11 protein-coding genes and 1 pseudogene are annotated in these 17480 nt (G+C 71.6%); 10 read left to right on the top strand and 2 right to left on the bottom strand.

The window, feature by feature from the left end; translation table 11 throughout:
• The 5 genes and pseudogenes from HZZ10_RS12825 to HZZ10_RS12845 all read left to right on the top strand — a co-directional run.
• A pseudogene (locus HZZ10_RS12825) lies at positions 1-1071 on the top strand (hypothetical protein); the annotation flags it as partial.
• 113 nt (positions 1072-1184) lie between these two features.
• On the top strand, positions 1185-4010 hold the full coding sequence (locus tag HZZ10_RS12830) for an FtsK/SpoIIIE family DNA translocase (protein WP_228087533.1): 2826 nt from the start codon (positions 1185-1187) through the stop codon (positions 4008-4010).
• A gap of 168 nt (positions 4011-4178) precedes the next feature.
• Positions 4179-4814, top strand: a complete 636-nt coding sequence (gene pgsA, locus HZZ10_RS12835) for a CDP-diacylglycerol--glycerol-3-phosphate 3-phosphatidyltransferase (protein ID WP_082543837.1) — start codon at positions 4179-4181, stop codon at positions 4812-4814.
• Positions 4811-5296 carry a CinA family protein gene (locus tag HZZ10_RS12840; RefSeq protein WP_308507575.1) on the top strand — a complete coding sequence of 162 codons (486 nt, stop codon included), beginning with the start codon at positions 4811-4813 and terminating at the stop codon, positions 5294-5296. The genes pgsA and HZZ10_RS12840 overlap by 4 nt, the downstream gene beginning before the upstream one ends.
• A gap of 261 nt (positions 5297-5557) precedes the next feature.
• Positions 5558-5887, top strand: coding sequence for a helix-turn-helix domain-containing protein (locus HZZ10_RS12845; RefSeq protein WP_056130100.1), 330 nt, complete (start codon positions 5558-5560; stop codon positions 5885-5887).
• A 131-nt stretch (positions 5888-6018) separates the two neighbouring features.
• Here the strand turns inward: HZZ10_RS12845 and HZZ10_RS12850 are convergent, their stop codons facing one another.
• Positions 6019-6807, bottom strand: a complete 789-nt coding sequence (locus HZZ10_RS12850; protein WP_179913807.1) for a DNA-formamidopyrimidine glycosylase family protein — start codon at positions 6805-6807, stop codon at positions 6019-6021.
• A complete protein-coding gene (locus HZZ10_RS12855; RefSeq protein WP_373367332.1) occupies positions 6800-11875 on the bottom strand; it encodes a DEAD/DEAH box helicase in 5076 nt (1691 codons plus the stop codon). The genes HZZ10_RS12850 and HZZ10_RS12855 overlap by 8 nt, the downstream gene beginning before the upstream one ends.
• Positions 11876-11929: 54 nt before the next feature.
• On the opposite strand from HZZ10_RS12855, the gene HZZ10_RS12860 reads away from it, so the two are divergent.
• From HZZ10_RS12860 to miaB, 5 genes are all read left to right on the top strand, one after another.
• Positions 11930-12163 carry a DUF3046 domain-containing protein gene (locus HZZ10_RS12860; RefSeq protein WP_056130105.1) on the top strand — a complete coding sequence of 78 codons (234 nt, stop codon included), beginning with the start codon at positions 11930-11932 and terminating at the stop codon, positions 12161-12163.
• A 296-nt stretch (positions 12164-12459) separates the two neighbouring features.
• Entirely contained in the window at positions 12460-13539 is a 1080-nt protein-coding gene (recA, locus tag HZZ10_RS12865) for a recombinase RecA (RefSeq protein ID WP_056130109.1), read from the top strand.
• Positions 13540-13625: 86 nt separating this feature from the next.
• Positions 13626-14153 carry a regulatory protein RecX gene (locus HZZ10_RS19175; protein WP_373367334.1) on the top strand — a complete coding sequence of 176 codons (528 nt, stop codon included), beginning with the start codon at positions 13626-13628 and terminating at the stop codon, positions 14151-14153.
• A 69-nt stretch (positions 14154-14222) separates the two neighbouring features.
• Positions 14223-15689, top strand: a complete 1467-nt coding sequence (locus HZZ10_RS12875; RefSeq protein WP_179913808.1) for an Rnase Y domain-containing protein — start codon at positions 14223-14225, stop codon at positions 15687-15689.
• Positions 15690-15774: 85 nt separating this feature from the next.
• Entirely contained in the window at positions 15775-17460 is a 1686-nt protein-coding gene (gene miaB / locus HZZ10_RS12880) for a tRNA (N6-isopentenyl adenosine(37)-C2)-methylthiotransferase MiaB (protein ID WP_056130116.1), read from the top strand.
• The last annotated feature ends 20 nt before the right edge of the window (positions 17461-17480 follow it).

Consider the following 17480-nt stretch of genomic DNA (forward strand, 5'->3'; position numbering starts at 1 on the left):
CCTGCAGGCTGGACGCCCCCGCCCGGCTGGAGCCCGGACCCCTCGTGGCCGTCGCCGCCCCCGGGCTGGCAGCTCTGGGTCGAGGACGGCGCCGACGGTGGCCCGGCCGGGGCCTCCGACGACGTGTCACGGTTCTCCAAGCCTGACGCCCAGTCCGCCCCGACGTCGGTCATGCCGACGTACCAGGCACCCGGAGCCCCCCAGCCGGGCGCTGTCCCGCCGAGCGGCTCTGTCCCCACAGCACCTCCAGCGCCGTGGTCGGCGCAGGGCTCGGCCCCGTCGTGGCAGCAGGGTCCGTCCGGGCCCGGCGGCCCCGGCGCCGGCGGTGCTGACGGCTCCGGACCGTCGCGCTCGGGCGGCAAGCAGTGGCTCATCCCCGTGATCATCGCGATCGTCGCGATCGGTGCCATCATCGCCGTCCTCTTCGCGACAGGCGTGCTCGGCGGGAGCGACGACCCGGAGCCCAAGCCGACCACCTCGTCCACGGCCGCAGAGACCGAGGACCCGACCGACGAGCCGACGACCGACGACGCGACGGACGAGCCGACCGACGAGCCGACGACCGACGACGCCACGGACGAGCCGACGGTCGAGCCGACCGATGAGGCGTCCGCCCCCGTGACCGGAGACGGTGGCTCGCGCACCTCTCCGCTCGCTCCCGGCGAGACTGCCCCGCTCGGGGAGTGGACGACCTCCTTCGCGGCGACGAACACCGATGCCTGGACCGAGATCTCTGCGTCGGGCGAGGTGTCGGACTACTACGCGCCGACCGACGGGAACAGCTTCCTCATGGCGCCCGTGACCGTCACCTTCCTGGGTGAGGGCAGCGAGCCGCTGTACATGCTGGAGTACGTCTTCGTCTCGGCCGACGGCGTCACCTACAAGGACAAGTGCGGCTACGCACCGCTCCCGAACGAGCTCGACACCGGCCAGGAGCTCTACACCGACGCGTCGGTGACGGGCAACGTCTGCATCACCGTCCCGACCGACAAGATCGACGGCGGTGTCTGGCGCATGAGCGGCTGGGACCGTGTCAACAAGGACACCGAGGCGTACTTCGGCCTCAAGTGACCTGACGGGACCTCGGCTCGCGCCGACGGTCCCGTGCCCTGACGGAGCCAGGTGGTGGACACGCACCGCCTGGCTCCGTCGTTCGCGGCCTGAGCACGGATAGATTGGCGCCTATGGCTACGCGGACTACCCCCACCCCTCGCTCGACCTCGGGTGGCGCGAGGGGCGGCAAGACAGCCGCCCCCCGGACCGCTGCCAAGAAGGCACCCGTCGTCGAGACCCGCCCCCCGTGGTTCGTCCGGGCGGTGCGTGGTTTCTTCATGGGCATCGCCCACCTCTTCGGAGGCACGGCCCGCAGGGTCGGCCGCGGAGCACGTGACCTCGACCCGGCCCACAGGCGCGACGGGCTGGCCTTCGTCCTGCTGGCCTTCGCCCTCGTCGTCGCCGCCCGTGAGTGGTGGGGCGTCGAAGGGTCGGTCGCCGAGGGTCTGCACGTCCTGGTCGCCGGCACGCTCGGCGTCGTGGCCATCGCGCTGCCCGTCGTGCTGCTCGGCATGGCTGTGCGCATCATGCGCCACCCGGACCGCGAGCAGGCCAACTCCCGCATGACCATCGGGCTGTGCGCGATCACCGTCGCGGTCTGCGGCGTGGTGCACATCGGGTCTGGACGTCCCGTCCCCGCAGAAGGCTTCGAGCAGCTGCGCGAGGCCGGCGGGATCGTCGGGTACGCGATCGGTCACCCCCTCTCCGCAGGGCTGAGCACGTGGGTCGCCGTGCCGATCCTGCTGCTGCTCGCCTTCTTCGGCGTCCTCGTGGTCACCGCCACACCCGTGCACGCCATCCCGACGCGGCTGCGAGGCGTGTACGACAGGCTCACGGGCAACGACCAGCACGGCCTCGGCCGCGACGCAGCCGACGTCGAGCACGACGACGACGACCTCCACCTCGCCGAGGGCGTCTCGCGCCACGACGGCACCGACCCCGAGCCCGCACCGGCTGCGAAGCCGCGACGGGTCCGCGGCTCGCGAAAGTCACGCGAGCAGACCGCCGACGACTCTACGACGGTGCTCCCCGGGGGCTACGTGGGCGACGAGGCCTTCGAGCGCGCCGCAGCCCTCGAGCGCGAGCTGCTCGAGAACGCCGCCGCCGACGGGGGAGACGTGTACGCCGACCCCGAGACCGAGATGCTCGCCGCCGCCGTCGTGTACGGGGAGGACGACCCCTCCGACGCCTCACGCCCGGCGGCACCCTCGGACGCCCCGACCGCGGCCATCGCGACGGTCGTCGAAGACCGCACCGCCCGGGTCTTCGACGCACCTCCGACGACCGCCGTGCCGCCCGGCGAGCAGCCCATGCTCGACGGCGACACCGTGTACGTGCTCCCCGACGAGGACACCCTGGTCAAGGGCGCGCCGCACAAGGTCCGCTCCGCGGCGAACGACAGGGTCGTCGAGGCCCTCACGACGGTCTTCGAGCAGTTCGACATCGCCGCGAAGGTCACCGGCTTCACGCGCGGCCCGACGGTCACCCGGTACGAGGTCGAGGTCGGTCCCGGCCTCAAGGTCGAGCGCGTCACCGCGCTCAGCAAGAACATCGCGTACGCGGTCGCCTCGGCCGACGTCCGCATCCTCTCCCCCATCCCCGGCAAGTCCGCGATCGGCATCGAGATCCCGAACACGGACCGTGAGACCGTCGTGCTCGGAGACGTGCTGCGCTCAGCCGTCGCGCGGCGGTCCGAGCACCCGATGATCATGGGTGTCGGCAAAGACGTCGAGGGTGGCTACGTCGTCGCGAACCTCGCCAAGATGCCGCACATCCTCGTGGCCGGGGCGACCGGAGCCGGTAAGTCGAGCTTCGTCAACTCGATGATCACCTCGATCCTCATGCGCGCGACCCCTGACGAGGTGCGCATGGTGCTCGTCGACCCCAAGCGTGTCGAGCTGACGATCTACGAGGGCATCCCGCACCTCATCACCCCGATCATCACCAACCCGAAGAAGGCTGCCGAGGCCCTCGAGTGGGTCGTCCGCGAGATGGACGCCCGCTACGACGACCTCGCGATGTTCGGGTACAAGCACATCGACGACTTCAACGCCGCGGTCCGCTCCGGCAAGGTCAAGCCGCTGCCCGGCTCCGAGCGCAAGATCGCGCCGTACCCCTACCTGCTGATCGTCGTCGACGAGCTCGCCGACCTCATGATGGTGGCCCCCCGCGACGTCGAGGCGTCGATCCAGCGGATCACCCAGCTCGCCCGCGCGGCAGGCATCCACCTCGTGCTCGCCACGCAGCGTCCGAGCGTCGACGTGGTCACCGGGCTCATCAAGGCCAACGTCCCGTCGCGGCTCGCCTTCGCGACGTCGTCGCTCGCCGACTCGCGCGTGGTGCTCGACCAGCCCGGGGCGGAGAAGCTCGTCGGTCAGGGTGACGCCCTGTTCCTGCCGATGGGGGCGTCCAAGCCGATCCGTGTCCAGGGTGCGTGGGTGGGGGAGAGCGAGGTCCACGCCGTCGTCGAGCACGTCAAGGCCCAGCTCAAGCCCGTCTACAGGGCCGACGTCGCCGTCACGGCGACCAAGAAGCAGGTCGACGAAGACATCGGCGACGACCTCGACCTGCTGCTGCAGGCCGCCGAGCTCGTCGTGACCACCCAGTTCGGGTCGACGTCGATGCTGCAGCGCAAGCTGCGGGTCGGCTTCGCCAAGGCTGGGCGCCTCATGGACCTGCTCGAGTCCCGTGAGATCGTCGGCCCGTCGGAGGGGTCCAAGGCGCGCGACGTCATGGTCCAGCCCGACGACCTCCCGGCCACCCTCGCGATGCTCCGCGGAGACGGCGGGGCCGCTGGCGGCGCGTCCCAGGGGCCAGGTGCACCCTTCGACGCCCAGGCCGACGAGCCGCCGCCGTCGCACTACGAAGACCTCAGCGCGAACATGCCACCGACGGCCGTGGACTACCACGACAGCGCCGACACCGAGGACGACGGCTGGAGCGGCCCAGTCAGGTGAGGCCGGTGTGCTCAGTGCTGGCCGGGCGAGGCCCGCGCTGCGATGTCCTCTGCGGCGGGTCTGGCGTCGCGAGGGACGCGCCCGATCGTGCGGCCTGACGGAGGAGCCGCGGACTGGCTGTCGCCGTGGGGTGGCGCAGGCTGACTCACGAGCGCCTACGCTGGTCGGGTGAGTACCCAGACAGCGTCGCCGTGGAACATCGCGAACATCATCACGATGGTGCGCATCGCCCTCGTCCCCGTCTTCGGGTGGGCGTTGATGCAGGAGGGCGGCGACGACGTCACCTGGCGGCTCGTGGCCGTCGTGATCTTCGGGGTCGCGGCGATCACCGACAGGCTCGACGGCTACCTCGCCCGCAAGAACGACCTGGTGACAGACCTCGGCAAGATCCTCGACCCGATCGCCGACAAGGTCCTCATCGGGACGGCGCTCGTCCTGCTCTCCGTCCTCGGAGAGCTCTGGTGGTGGGTCACGATCGCGATCTTGGTCCGTGAGCTGGGCATCACCCTCATGCGGATGGTCATCCTGCGCTACGTCGTCATGCCGGCCTCGCGCGGGGGCAAGCTCAAGACCGTCCTGCAGTCCGTGGCGATCCCCATCTTGCTGCTCCCGCTCGACCACCTCCCCGCCTTCGTCGGGTGGGTCGGCAACCTGGCGATGGGGGCTGCCTTCGTCGTCACGATCGCGACGGGTGTCGACTACGCCCTCCAGGGATGGCGGGTGGTCCGCGAGCACAGGGCAGAGCAGCGGCTCTCGGGTGCCGACGGCACCGAGACCGTGCGGCACGGCTCGCAGCAGCCGTGAACAGCCCTGCGGGCAGCCCGACCCGGCTGGTCGGTCTGCTTGCGGCGTCCGGACGGACGCTCGCCACGGCTGAGTCGCTGACCGGAGGGGCTCTCGCCGCGCGCGTGGTCGACGTCCCTGGGGCGTCGGCAGTCTTCAGGGGTGGTGTGGTCGCCTATGCGACCGAGCTCAAGGCACGGCTTCTCGACGTCGACGCGGACCTGCTCGCGCGCCGCGGCGCTGTCGACCCCGACGTGGCTCTCGCGATGGCGGCCGGGGTCCGCGCGCGTCTGGGCGCTGACGTCGGCGTGTCGACGACAGGTGTCGCCGGACCCGACCCCCAGGACGGCGTCGCCCCGGGCACCGTGTACGTCGCCGTCGACGACGGGACGGGTGAACCTCGCGTCCGCCGGCTCCAGGTCGAGGGACCGCGCGACGCGGTCCGGGCCGCGAGCGTGGAGGCTGCGCTCGGTCTGCTCGACGAGGTGCTGTCTGCGGGGTGAACCCTGTCCCACCTGGTGCAGCGCGGGAACAACGGGGCAGCCCGTCGCGTTGGACAGGGCGTGATGACAAATCGTGGTGACCGCCGGACCGATGTGACGAGACCGTCGAGATCTGGCGTCGGTGTTCCCCTCGCAGGGCAGCCTGTCGGTCGATCAGGGTACGGTAGAACAGACGCAGCGTCGACGTCCGCACGACCGGACGGACGACGGAGCGTCATCATGAGACCACAGCCAGCACCGGACACGAGAGGAGGACGTCAGATGGTCGTACTACGCCGCGAGATCGGTGACGTACTGCGAGATGCTCGCCAGCTTCAAGGACGCACGCTCCGCGAGGTGTCCTCGGCAGCACGGGTGTCGCTCGGGTACCTCAGCGAGGTCGAGCGAGGCCAGAAGGAAGCATCGTCGGAGCTCCTCGGTTCGATCTGCGAGGCTCTCGACATCCCCCTCTCCTCGATCCTGCGAGAGGTCAGCGACCGCATCGCGGTCGCCGAGGGTCTGCTCATCCCCGACACCGTCCCGGCAGACCTTGCCGCCATGGGTCGGGACCAGCTCGGGCGTCCCGTGAAGGACCTCCAGCCGATCGGTTGACGGCTCGGCCCTCCGGGGCCCCGCGGTCAGACCGCACGCACGACCTCGATCAGGCCGCGTACCCCAGGGTGCGCGGCCTGATCGTCTTCTGTCTCGAGTCCCTGCTCAGGTTCGCGGGAGCCCGCGCTCGTTCAGGCCCGGCCGGGCGGCGGAGGCTGGCACGTCGGGCAGTAGAACATCGGGCGCTCCATCGGGGCGACCCCCGCGAGACCGCGGACGATCGTGGTGCCGCAGCGGTGGCACGGAGACCCTGACCTCGAGTGCACGTGCACGATCCGACCGTCGACAGGTCGAGCGATCCCTCGTCCGAGGTTGCGCCGTATGCTGCCCAGGAGCGGGCGCAGGTCGACCTCGGCCGCAGGGGTCCACGGCCAGATCTTCTGGTCGAAGAGGCCTTCGGCCGCGAAGAGGGTGCCGACACCGACCATGAGCGTCTGGTCGAGCAGGCAGTCTCCGACGGGTCGGGCCCCCTGCTCCTGATAGCTGCGGATCACCGCGGTGAGCCCGTCGGGCGAGCTGGCGAAGTCTGGCGCGAGGATGTCCGGGCCGAGATGGTCGAGCAGCGTGTGCTCGTCTTGGGTCCTCACCAGGTCGAGCATGCCGAGCCTGTCGCCGACGCAGGTCCAGGTCTCGTTGGCGAGCACGGCGCGGACCGTCGGGCTCCGGGCCAGGCGCGCGGCGGGGTCTGTCCTGTGCACCCGCCACGTGCCGTCCATCCGCAGGTGGGTGTGGAGCGTCCACCCGGTGTCGACGGTCGTCAGGACGTGCTTGCCGTAGGCGCGAGAGCGCAGCACCGTGGCTCCGGACAGAGCGGTCGGGTCCAGGTTCGGCCACCGGAGCTCGGCCCAGGTGAGGACCGTGCCGCTGAGCGCCTCGTCCAGCCGGCGGGCCGTCAGGTAGACGGTGTCGCCCTCAGGCACGGCCCGCTCCTGACGCAGGACGGCCTGCTGGCAGACCGGAGAGCCGCAGGCCGGAGGGCGTCGGGCCGAAGCCCGCTCCGACGAGGGCAGCCACGCCAGCGGTGCGGCTCGAACCGCCGACAGTCAGCGACTCGTCGCCGTCGACCCTGCGGAGCGTCACCTTGCCGAGCCTGCCGTCGGAGACGGCGCGTGCGAGCGCTCGGGCGGCCGCGTCGAGCACGACAGGGTCGTCGCTGAAGGTCAGGAGGCTGCGCCCCCCGCGCTCGAGGTACAGGGCGAGCTCACCGCGGACCACGACGACGTGCGCCCCAGCCTTGCGTCCCGGTCGGTGCCCCGAACGTCCTGCCTCGTCAGCCCCCGGCGAGGCAGGCCAGGCGAGCGCCGCGCCGTAGGGCTGCGCGGGGTCGGTCGCGGCCAGGCACAGGGCTGTCGGCGGATCGATCCGCTCGGCCTCTCGGAGCCTGTCGTTCTCGGCCGTGCGGAGCTGGTCGACAGCGCCGGGGAGCGCGAACTGCGACCCCCCGAGATGCTCGACGAAGTACCCGCGACGGACCTGACCGGCCGACTCGAGGGCGCCGAGCACCTTGTAGACCCCCCTGTACTCCGAGGTCACCTGCTCGGCGCCGGTGACGGCCCGGGTGAGCACACCGTGCCGGTCCAGCAGGACCGTCGCGAGCGCATGGGCGCGACGGGTCGTGTCGACGTCGCGCACCGGGAGGGCAGACCATCTCCCGCCGCCTGACGGGTCGGCGGCTGCCTCTCGGAGCGACGAGGCGGTGGCTCCGAGCGAGGAGAAGCGCGGACGACGGCTCAGCGGTCGCGGCCTGGCCGCCGGGGTGGACCTGCTCGCCGCTCGGCGACCGCTCAGCCGGCCGCGCAGGGGGCCGAGGGTGTCGTTGGTGACCTGGCCGGACCAGACGAGCTCCCAGAGCGCCGCGAGCACGTCGGGGCCGGGGTGCTCGAGCGACGAGGCGAGCCGAGGGTAGAAGAACCCGCCCGCTGCCTCGAGGAGCCCGAGGACTGCCGCCTGCAGCTCGGTCAGGGGTGCGTCGTCGGTCTCCACGGGGCGCAGCGTCAGGTGGGCCGACTCGGCGAGGTGCAGGCTGACCATGGCGTCCGCCGTACCTCGACCGCCCGGGAGCTCGTGGTGGCCGCACCAGACGACCTCGCCCGAGGTGGTGAGCTCGTCGAGCATCGAGGGTCTGTAGTCGACGACACGGGCGGGGAGGATCTGGGACTCGAGGGCGGAGACGGGCACGGGTGCGCCTGAGAGCTGTTCGACGACCCTGTAGAGCCCGTCGACGCCTCGCAGGCCGCCGACAGACTGCCAGCGGGGCAAGAAGACACCGAGGGCCGGGTGCTGGACGGGCTCGACCTCGGCGCGCAGGGCAGCGAGAGACCTGCGGCGCAGGGTGCGCAGGACGTCGGCGTCGCAGTACTCCTCGCCCGTCCCGCCGAGGACGTCGGGCCGGAGGCGTCCCGTGACGAGCTGCCCCGCCTGCACGTGGCGTCGAAGGACGTCTGCGACGACAGCGACCCCGAGCCCGTACCGTGCCGCGAGGTCGCGTGCTGCGAAGGGGCCGTGCGTGCGGGAGTACCGCCTCACGAGGTCACCGAGCGGGTCGGGCACGAGCTCCGTGACGCTCTCGGGCAGCCCGACGGGCAGCGCGACACCGAGGGCGTCGCGCAGACGTCCGGCGTCCTCGGCGACGGCCCACCGCTCTGCGGGATCGACCCCTGCGATCCTCACCTGGATGACCCGCCGGCTCGCGGCCAGCGCGTCGAGCCACGCCGGCGCCTCGGACCTGACGTCCTCGCGGGTGCGCTCGACCACCTCGGCGGTGGTCAGCGGTCCGGTGCGACGGAGCAGGTCCCACACGTCTTCGCCGTGGCGGGCGTGCCGCTCGGGCGTGAGCCCGCTGAGCTCTTGCTCGGTGCGGACCACGGCGTCGGGGTCGAGCAGGTCGGCGATCTGCGAGCTGCCGTCGCTGCCGAGCAGCTCGGCGAGCAGGTCCGGGTCGAGGGTCAGCGCGGCCGCGCGGCGCTCGGCGAGCGGGGCGTCTCCGTCGTAGAGGAACTGAGCCGTGTACCCGAACAGCAAGGACTGGGCGAAGGGCGACGGTGTCCGCGTGGTCACCTCGACGACGCGCACGGCGCCGTTCTCGACGTCTCGCATGAGGGAGACGAGGGACGCGACGTCGAAGTCGTCCTGCAGGCACTCGCGGATCGCCTCGAGGACGATCGGGAAGTCGGGGAACCCCGACGCGACGCTCAGCAGCTGGGCGGACCTGTGGCGCTGCTGCCAGAGCGGCTGGCGTCTGTCGGGCCGGCGCCGGGGGAGCAGGAGCGCTCGCGCGGCGGCCTCGCGGAACCGTGCGCCGAACAGGTTGGAGCCGCTGAGCTCGGTGCGCACAGCCGTCTCGACGGCCTCGGGGTCGAGCAACAGCTCGGCGAGGTCGACCTGGTCTCGCGACCCGTCGGTGCTCGTGCCGTCGGGGAGCTCGGCGAAGGGGTCGGAGACGTCCGGCATGCGCAGCACGATGCCGTCGTCGGAGTGCATGGCCGCGGCGTCGATGCCGAAGCGTTCCCTGATCCGCGCGGCGAGCACCAGCGCCCAGGGGGCGTGGACCTTCGCGCCGTAGGGGGAGTGGATGACCACACGCCAGTCTCCGAGCTCGTCGCGGAACCTCTCGACCAGCAGCGTCTTGTCGTCGGGGACGACACCCGTGGCCTCGCGCTGCTCGTCGAGGTAGGCGCGGAGGTTGTCTGTCGCCCAGGGGTCGAGCCCGGCCCAGGGGCTGTCGTCGGTACGTGATGTCTCGGTGCCCGGGGACGCTCCGGGCTCCCGGGCGGGTCCGGCGGCTCCTGCGGGGCCTGTCGCCTCGCGGACCCAGGCGCCGATGGCGCGGCCGAGCTCGGCGGGTCGTCCTGGGGAGTCGCCCTTCCAGAACGGCAACCGGCCCGGCACACCGGGCGCCGGGCTGACGAGCACCTGGTCGGGGGTGATGTCCTCGATCCGCCACGTGCTCGAGCCGAGGGTGAAGGTGTCCCCGACGCGTGACTCGTAGACCATCTCCTCGTCGAGCTCACCGACCCGTTTGCCACCTCGTGGTGCCCCGGAGTCGCCTGTCGCGTCGGTCGCGCCGGAGGCGAGGAACACCCCGTAGAGCCCGCGGTCGGGGATCGTCCCGCCGCTCGTGACAGCGAGCCGTAGCGCGCCGGGCCGCGCGGAGAGGGTGTCCGTCACGCGGTCCCACACGATGCGCGCGCGGAGCTCGCCGAAGTCTTCGCTCGGGTACCGGCCGGCCAGCATGTCGAGGACGGCCCGCAGCGTACGGTCACCCAGGGTGGTGTACGGGTCCGAGCGGCGCAGGACTGTCGCGAGCTCGTCGAGGTGCCAGTCTTCGGTCGCCACCATCGCGACGATCTGCTGCGCCAGGACGTCGAGGGGGTTGCGCAGCACGTGCACGGGTTCGATGCTCCCGGTCCGCATGCGCCCGGCGATGACTGTCGACGGGACGAGGTCACCTCGGTGCATCGGGAAGACGACGCCGTGCGAGACAGCGCCCACCTGGTGCCCTGCGCGCCCGATCCGCTGGAGCCCGCTCGCGACGGAGGGCGGAGAGCCGATCTGGACGACGAGGTCGATGGCACCCATGTCGATGCCGAGCTCGAGAGACGAGGTCGAGACGACGGCGGGCAGCCGCCCTTCTTTGAGCTCGGTCTCGGTGTGGGTGCGCTCGGCGCGGCTCATCGAGCCGTGGTGGGCGCGGGCGAGGACGCCGGGTGCCCCGGTCGAGGCACCAGACTGACCGGAGACGAGCGCCGGGTGCACCTCGCCGTGGTCGACGGTGCGCTCGCCCTGACGCTCGGCCCACACCTCGTTCATGCGGGAGGTGAGCCTCTCGGCGCCGCGCCGGGAGTTGGTGAACACGAGCGTCGAACGGTGCGCCGCGACGAGGTCGACCACGCGTTCTTCGATGTGGGGCCAGACCGAGGGTCGGGCCCGAGGCCCTGCGGCAGCACCGGAGAGGTCCGGCACGCCCGGGGCGGGCTGGGACGTGCTCGACCTGTCGGTGCTCACGGCGGGTGCTCCGCCTGCGGGTGCTCCGCCTGCGGGTGAGGTGCCTGCGGGTGAGGTAACTGACGCGTCGAGGCCCTGCGGGTCTGTCGTCACGGCGGAGCCGGCCAGGCCGGTCTGCTCAGGTCCACCTCCGACCGACGGCGCCGACCGCAGGTCGGCGAGGTCGGGGACCGGCACCACGACGTCGACCTCGATCGTCTTCGATGCCGGCGGCTGGACCACGTCGACAGGTCGACCACCCTCGGACGGAGTCCTGCCCCCCGCGAGGAAGGCTGCCACGGCCGCCACCGGGGTGACTGTCGCCGAGAGCCCGATCCGCTGGACCGGAGCCTCGACGAGGGCGTCCAGCCGCTCGAGCGAGACGGCGAGGTGGGCACCGCGCTTGGTGCCGGCGACGGCGTGGATCTCGTCGAGGATCACCGTGGTGACACCTCGGAGGCCTTCCCTGGCCCCTGAGGTGAGGATGAGGAACAACGACTCCGGTGTCGTGATGAGGATGTCGGGGGGAGTGGTCGCGAAGGCGCGGCGCTCGCTCGCCGGGGTGTCCCCGGTGCGGGTGCCGACACGGACCTCACGGATGCTCTCGCCGCGGCGCGCTGCGGCCTGCCGGACCCCGGCGAGCGGAGACCGCAGGTTCCGCTCGACGTCGGCGGCCAGGGCCTTGAGGGGTGAGACGTAGACCACGCGGCACCGAGCAGCAGGGTCGGGCTCGGGACCTGAGGCGTCCAGGAGCCCGTCGAGCGCCCACAAGAAGGCGGCCAGCGTCTTGCCCGAGCCTGTCGGTGCGACGACGAGGGCGTGGTGGCCGTCCGCGACGGCGTCCCAGGTGCCGCTCTGTGCGGCGGTCGGCGCGTGGAAGGCACCGTCGAACCAGTCCTGAGTGGCGGGCCTGAAGCGACGCAAGCCGCTCAGAGGAGTCGTGCGGGCGCTCCCTGCGGGAGGGCGGGTGCCGCTCGACGTCTCGTCCTGCTCTGGTGTGGCCACCCTGACATTGTGTCTGGTCCCGCCGACACACGACGGACGTGGCACCCTACTGGTGTGCGAAACAGAGAGTTCTGGGACCTGGTGGACGAGGTGTTCGGCCGTGGGTACGGGCGGACGCTGGCTGACGACCAGATGCTCACCGCCCTCGGAGACCGCACAGCGGCCCAGGCGATCGAGGCGGGTGTCGAGCCGCGGGTGGTGTGGCACGCGCTGTGCGACGCCATGGACGTGCCCGACGAGCGCCGCTGGGGGCACGACAGGTTCCGGCAGGCACCGCCGCCGCGCTGACAGGTCCCGACGGGCGCTGACGGTCGCCGACGGGCGCTGACGGCACCGCCGCCGCGCTGACGGGAGCTGACGTGCACTGACGGGCACTGTCGGTCAGCATCCGCAGACACGCCGGGGCCGCACTGGATCTTCGAACAGATGTTCGGTTATCGTTGTCCGCAGGGCGCCTCTTCTGATGCGTCGTCCACAGGTCCGCACGGCCGAGAGGTCGTTGTCAGTGGGTGGACGTAGCGTCCTCACCAACGACAGGCACCACACCGAGCGGGCTACCGCTCACAGACGGAGAGGCGGCAGACATGCCCGCACCAGCAGACCGCGAGAAGGCCCTCGAGGCGGCGCTCGCACAGATCGACCGGAACTTCGGCAAGGGCTCGATCATGCGGCTCGGCGAAGAAGGCCGCGCCCCCGTCGAGGTCATCCCGACCGGCTCGATCGCGCTGGACATCGCACTCGGCATCGGTGGGCTCCCGCGCGGCCGCGTCGTGGAGATCTACGGCCCCGAGTCGAGCGGTAAGACGACGGTCGCCCTCCACGCCGTCGCGAGCGCCCAGCGCAACGGTGGCATCGCCGCCTTCATCGACGCCGAGCACGCTCTCGACCCCGACTACGCGAAGAAGCTCGGCGTCGACACCGACGCGCTGCTGGTCTCGCAGCCGGACACCGGAGAGCAGGCCCTCGAGATCGCCGACATGCTGATCCGCTCCGGTGCGATCGACATCATCGTCATCGACTCTGTCGCGGCCCTCGTGCCCAAGGCTGAGATCGAGGGCGAGATGGGTGACAGCCACGTCGGTCTGCAGGCTCGCCTCATGTCGCAGGCGCTCCGCAAGATCACCGGTGCGCTCAGCTCCTCAGGGACCACCGCGGTGTTCATCAACCAGCTGCGCGAGAAGATCGGCGTGATGTTCGGCTCGCCCGAGACGACCACAGGTGGAAAGGCGCTAAAGTTCTACGCCTCGGTCCGCCTGGACATCCGACGCATCGAGACCCTCAAGGAGGGCACCGAGCCCGTCGGCAACAGGACCCGCGTCAAGGTCGTCAAGAACAAGATGGCCCCGCCGTTCAAGCAGGCTGAGTTCGACATCCTCTACGGTCACGGCATCTCCCGCGAGGGTGGGCTGATCGACATGGGTGTCGAGCACGGCTTCGTCCGCAAGTCCGGCTCGTGGTTCACCTACGACGGCGACCAGCTCGGGCAGGGCAAGGAGAACGCCCGCACCTTCCTCAAGGACAACCCCGACCTCGCCAACGAGCTCGAGAAGCGCATCAAGGAGAAGCTCGGCGTGGGCGCTCAGGTCGACGCCCCGGCCGTCCCAGCGCCGATCGACGCAGCGCCCGCCAAGGCTGCTGCCAAGGGGAAGAAGAGCGACTCCTGAGTCGCTCGACAGGCTCGCAGAGGCCGCAGACCGCTCCTGGGGAAGAGGAGAGGGCTGCGGTCTCTGCGCTGTCCCACGCCGAGAAGATCGAGAGCGCTCGCAACCGTGCGCTCAAGATCCTCACCGCCACGGCCAAGAGCAGGCACCAGCTCGAAGAGCGGCTGCTGAAGGCCGGGGAAGAACCTGAGATCGTCACCGAGCTGCTCGACAGGCTCGAGAACGTCGGGCTCCTCGACGACGCCCAGCTGGCGGCCATGATCGTCCGGACGCGGTTCTCCGAGCGTGGCCAGACGCGGCGTGCTATCGCCCAGGAGCTCCGCCGCAAGGGGATCGACGGGGAGGTCGCCGAGGAGGCTCTCGCGCAGGTGGACGACGCCGACGAGGCCGGTGCAGCCGTCGAGGTCGCCCGCAAGAAGCTCCGGCAGACCGCGTCGCTCGACCGCCCTGTGCGTATCCGTCGGGCTCTCGGAGCCCTCGGACGCAAGGGCTACTCCTCAGGTGTCGCGATGCAGGCGATCCAGAGCGTGCTCGCCGAGGAGCCGGCGATCCCGGACGACGGCGGGTCGACGGAGGACGATCTCGGCGACACGGGCCCTGGAGACGACTGGATCTAGCGGCGGTCGGTGATGATGGGACCCGCGCCCGTCCGAGGTGCCCGCCCAACCTCGAAGGAGTGCCCCGCCGTGACCGGTGCAGAGCTCGGAGTCGTCCTCGCGCTGCTCCTTACCTGCCTGGTCGCGCTCCTGCTCGTCCAGACCGCCCGTCGCGAGGCAGCGGCGGTCCGTGCCCGGGCAGCTGACGACGTCGCGGACCTGCGTGCCGACAGCCGCCGCAGGGACGAAGAGTCCAGGGCGCGGGTCGACGAGGTCCGAGCACTCGAGAAGGACCTCGTTGCTCGCCGTGCACGGCTCGAGGCTGCCGAGGCGCGGCACCAGGACCAGGTCCTCTCCGCCGCCGGAGCGGCCCGGCTCGCCTCGGAGGAGCTCGCCGGTCGTCAGGCCGAGGTCGAGCGAGAGCTCGAGAGCGCTGCTGGCCTGAGCCGGGAGGACGCGCTCGCCAGGCTCACCGACGTACTCCGGACGCAGGCCACCCGCCAGGCGGAGGCGACCGTCCGCACGGCGGAGGCCTCGGCGCGGCGCACGGCGGACCAGACCGCGCGACGCATCGTCGCCGCTGCCGTGCAACGCCTGAGCGTCCCCACCAGCTCGGCAGTCGCGGTGACCCTCGTCCCGCTGCCCTCGGACGACCTCCGCGGTCGGATCATCGGACGGGAAGGACGCAACATCCGGACCTTCGAGGCTGTCACCGGGGTCAACCTCCTCGTCGACGACGACTCGTCCACAGTCCAGCTCTCGTCCTTCGACCCCGAGCGCAGAGAGGTCGCGCACGCGACCCTCCAGATGCTCTTCGACGACGGGCGGATCCACCCGCAGCGCATCGAGTCCGCCTACGCCCTCGCCCTCGCCGGGAGCGACGACCGCGCTGTCGCGGCCGGGCACGACGCCGCCGAGCGCGCCGGGGTGCTACGCCTGCCCCACGACCTCGTGGTCGTCGTCGGTGCGCTCCGGCTCCGGACCTCCTACGGCCAGGACGTCCTCGAGCACAGCGTCGAGGCTGCTCTCGTCGCGGCTGCCCTGGCGGCCGAGCTCGGGGCGGACGTCGAGGTCGCGCGGCGCGCCGCGTTCCTCCACGACATCGGCAAGGCCCGCAGCCTCACGGCTGGCGGTACCCACGCGGCTGCGGGTGCGGACCTGCTGCGTGATGCGGGGGAGTCCGCCGAGGTGGTCAACGCTGTCGCCGCCCACCACGGCGAGGTCGCTGCCGAGACCGTCGAGGCCGTCCTGGTCCAGGCGGCCGACGCGATCTCGGCGGCGCGGCCCGGTGCACGCCGTGACGAGCTCGAACGGTACGTCGAACGGATGGAGCGGCTCGAGGGTCTCGCCGCAGCGCACCACGGGGTCGTGCGCGCCCTCGCCCTGGCGAGCGGCCACGAGCTCAGGGTGGTCGTCGAGCCGGCAGCCGTCCCCGATGCCGACCTGCCCGGCCTGGCCCGCGAGATCGCCCGAGACATCGAGGCTGCGCTGAGCTTCCCCGGGGAGATCTCGATCACCGTGGTCCGTGAGCTCCGCGCGCACGCGACCGCCGGCTGATCCCAGCCCGCCGACCTTGGGCACGGCCTGTCAGGGGCTCCAGAGTCGTCAGCCGATGCCTCGCGCGGGTCGTAAACTGGGGCCGATGTCATCGAACACCCTGCCGCTCGACGCGCTGACCCAGACCCCGTCGGACACCGGCCACGAGACCCCCCGGACCTACGTCGTCCGTACCCTCGGGTGCCAGATGAACGTCCACGACTCCGAGCACATGTCCGGCATGCTCGAGCAGGCCGGCTACAGCCGCGCGACCCCCGAGGCGGCGTCCCGGGACGAGGCCGACGTCGTCGTCATCAACACCTGCGCGGTCCGCGAGAACGCCGCGACCCGCCTCTACGGCAACCTCGGCCAGCTGGCAGGGGTCAAGAGCAGGCGTCCTGGGATGCAGATCGCCGTGGGCGGCTGCCTCGCGCAGAAAGACCGGTCCACGATCGTCGAGCGTGCTCCGTGGGTCGACGTCGTCTTCGGCACCCACAACCTCGATGCGTTGCCGGTGCTCCTCGAGAGGGCTCGGCACAACGAGGCCGCGCAGGTCGAGATCGCCGAGTCGCTCCAGGTGTTCCCGTCCACGCTGCCCACCCGCCGAGAGTCCGTGTACGCGGGATGGGTGTCGATCTCCGTCGGCTGCAACAACACCTGCACCTTCTGCATCGTGCCCCACCTGCGGGGCAAGGAGCGGGACAGGCGTCCGGGCCAGGTGCTCGCCGAGGTCGAGGCGCTCGTCGCGCAGGGCGCCATCGAGGTGACGCTGCTGGGCCAGAACGTCAACAGCTACGGCGTCGAGTTCGGAGACCGCGGCGCGTTCGCGCACCTGCTGCGGGCGTGCGGGCAGATCGACGGTCTCGAGCGGGTGCGCTTCACCTCCCCGCACCCCGCGGCCTTCACCGACGACGTCATCGAGGCGATGGCGCAGACGCCGAACGTCATGCCGCAGCTGCACATGCCCCTCCAGGCCGGGTCCGACAGGATCTTGCGCGCCATGCGCCGTTCGTACAGGTCCGACAAGTTCCTCGGGATCTTGGACCGCGTCCGTGCCGCGATGCCTGAGGCGGCGATCACGACAGACCTCATCGTCGGCTTCCCGGGGGAGACCGAAGAGGACTTCCGCGAGACGCTGCGTGTGGTCGAGGCGAGCCGTTTTGCCTCGGCCTTCACCTTCCAGTACTCACCGCGCCCCGGTACCCCCGCCGCGACGCTCGAGGACCAGGTGCCGAAGGAGGTCGTCCAGGAGCGCTACGAGAGGCTCATGGCGCTCCAGGACTCGGTCTCCGCGAGCGAGAGCGCGCGGCAGGTGGGCCGCACCGTCGAGGTCCTGGTCGCCGAGGGTGCGGGACGCAAGGACGGCGCGACGCACAGGCTCACCGGGCGTGCCCAGGACAACCGCCTCGTGCACCTCGCCGTCCCCGCTCACCTGACCCACGCCCTGCGGGACGGACCGACAGCGCCGGTCGACGACCCGCGCCTGAGCGAGAGCATCGATCCGGAGCTTCCTCGTCCCGGCGACGTCGTCACCGTCCAGGTCACGGGGTCTGCGCCCTACCACCTGGTCGCCGACTCGGTCCTCGCTGGAGAGCAGCCCGTCGGGCACGACGGGGTGACCTCGGCCGGTGGCCGGGTCTACGCGGTCCGTCGCACCCGGTCTGGCGACGCGTGGGCGGCTCGCGAGCGAGCCAGGGCCGGGCTCGGAGACGACGCGCACTCGCACGGCGACGCGGCCGCACCGGCAGGTGGGCCCGTGGTCCTCGGGATGCCCGTCCTGCGCCGCAGCTGACGCGGTCCGACCGGCACCGT

Origin of the sequence: Sanguibacter inulinus, from assembly GCF_013415325.1 — a bacterium.
Classification (GTDB): Bacteria; Actinomycetota; Actinomycetes; order Actinomycetales; family Cellulomonadaceae; genus Sanguibacter; species Sanguibacter inulinus.

Bases quoted from the DNA above. Each gene is read 5' to 3' on its own strand.
- HZZ10_RS12830 (WP_228087533.1), top strand. From the start codon at position 1,185: ATGGCTACGCGGACTACCCCCACCCCTCGCTCGACCTCGGGTGGCGCG.
- HZZ10_RS12845 (WP_056130100.1), top strand. From the start codon at position 5,558: ATGGTCGTACTACGCCGCGAGATCGGTGACGTACTGCGAGATGCTCGC.
- recA (WP_056130109.1), top strand. From the start codon at position 12,460: ATGCCCGCACCAGCAGACCGCGAGAAGGCCCTCGAGGCGGCGCTCGCA.
- miaB (WP_056130116.1), top strand. From the start codon at position 15,775: ATGTCATCGAACACCCTGCCGCTCGACGCGCTGACCCAGACCCCGTCG.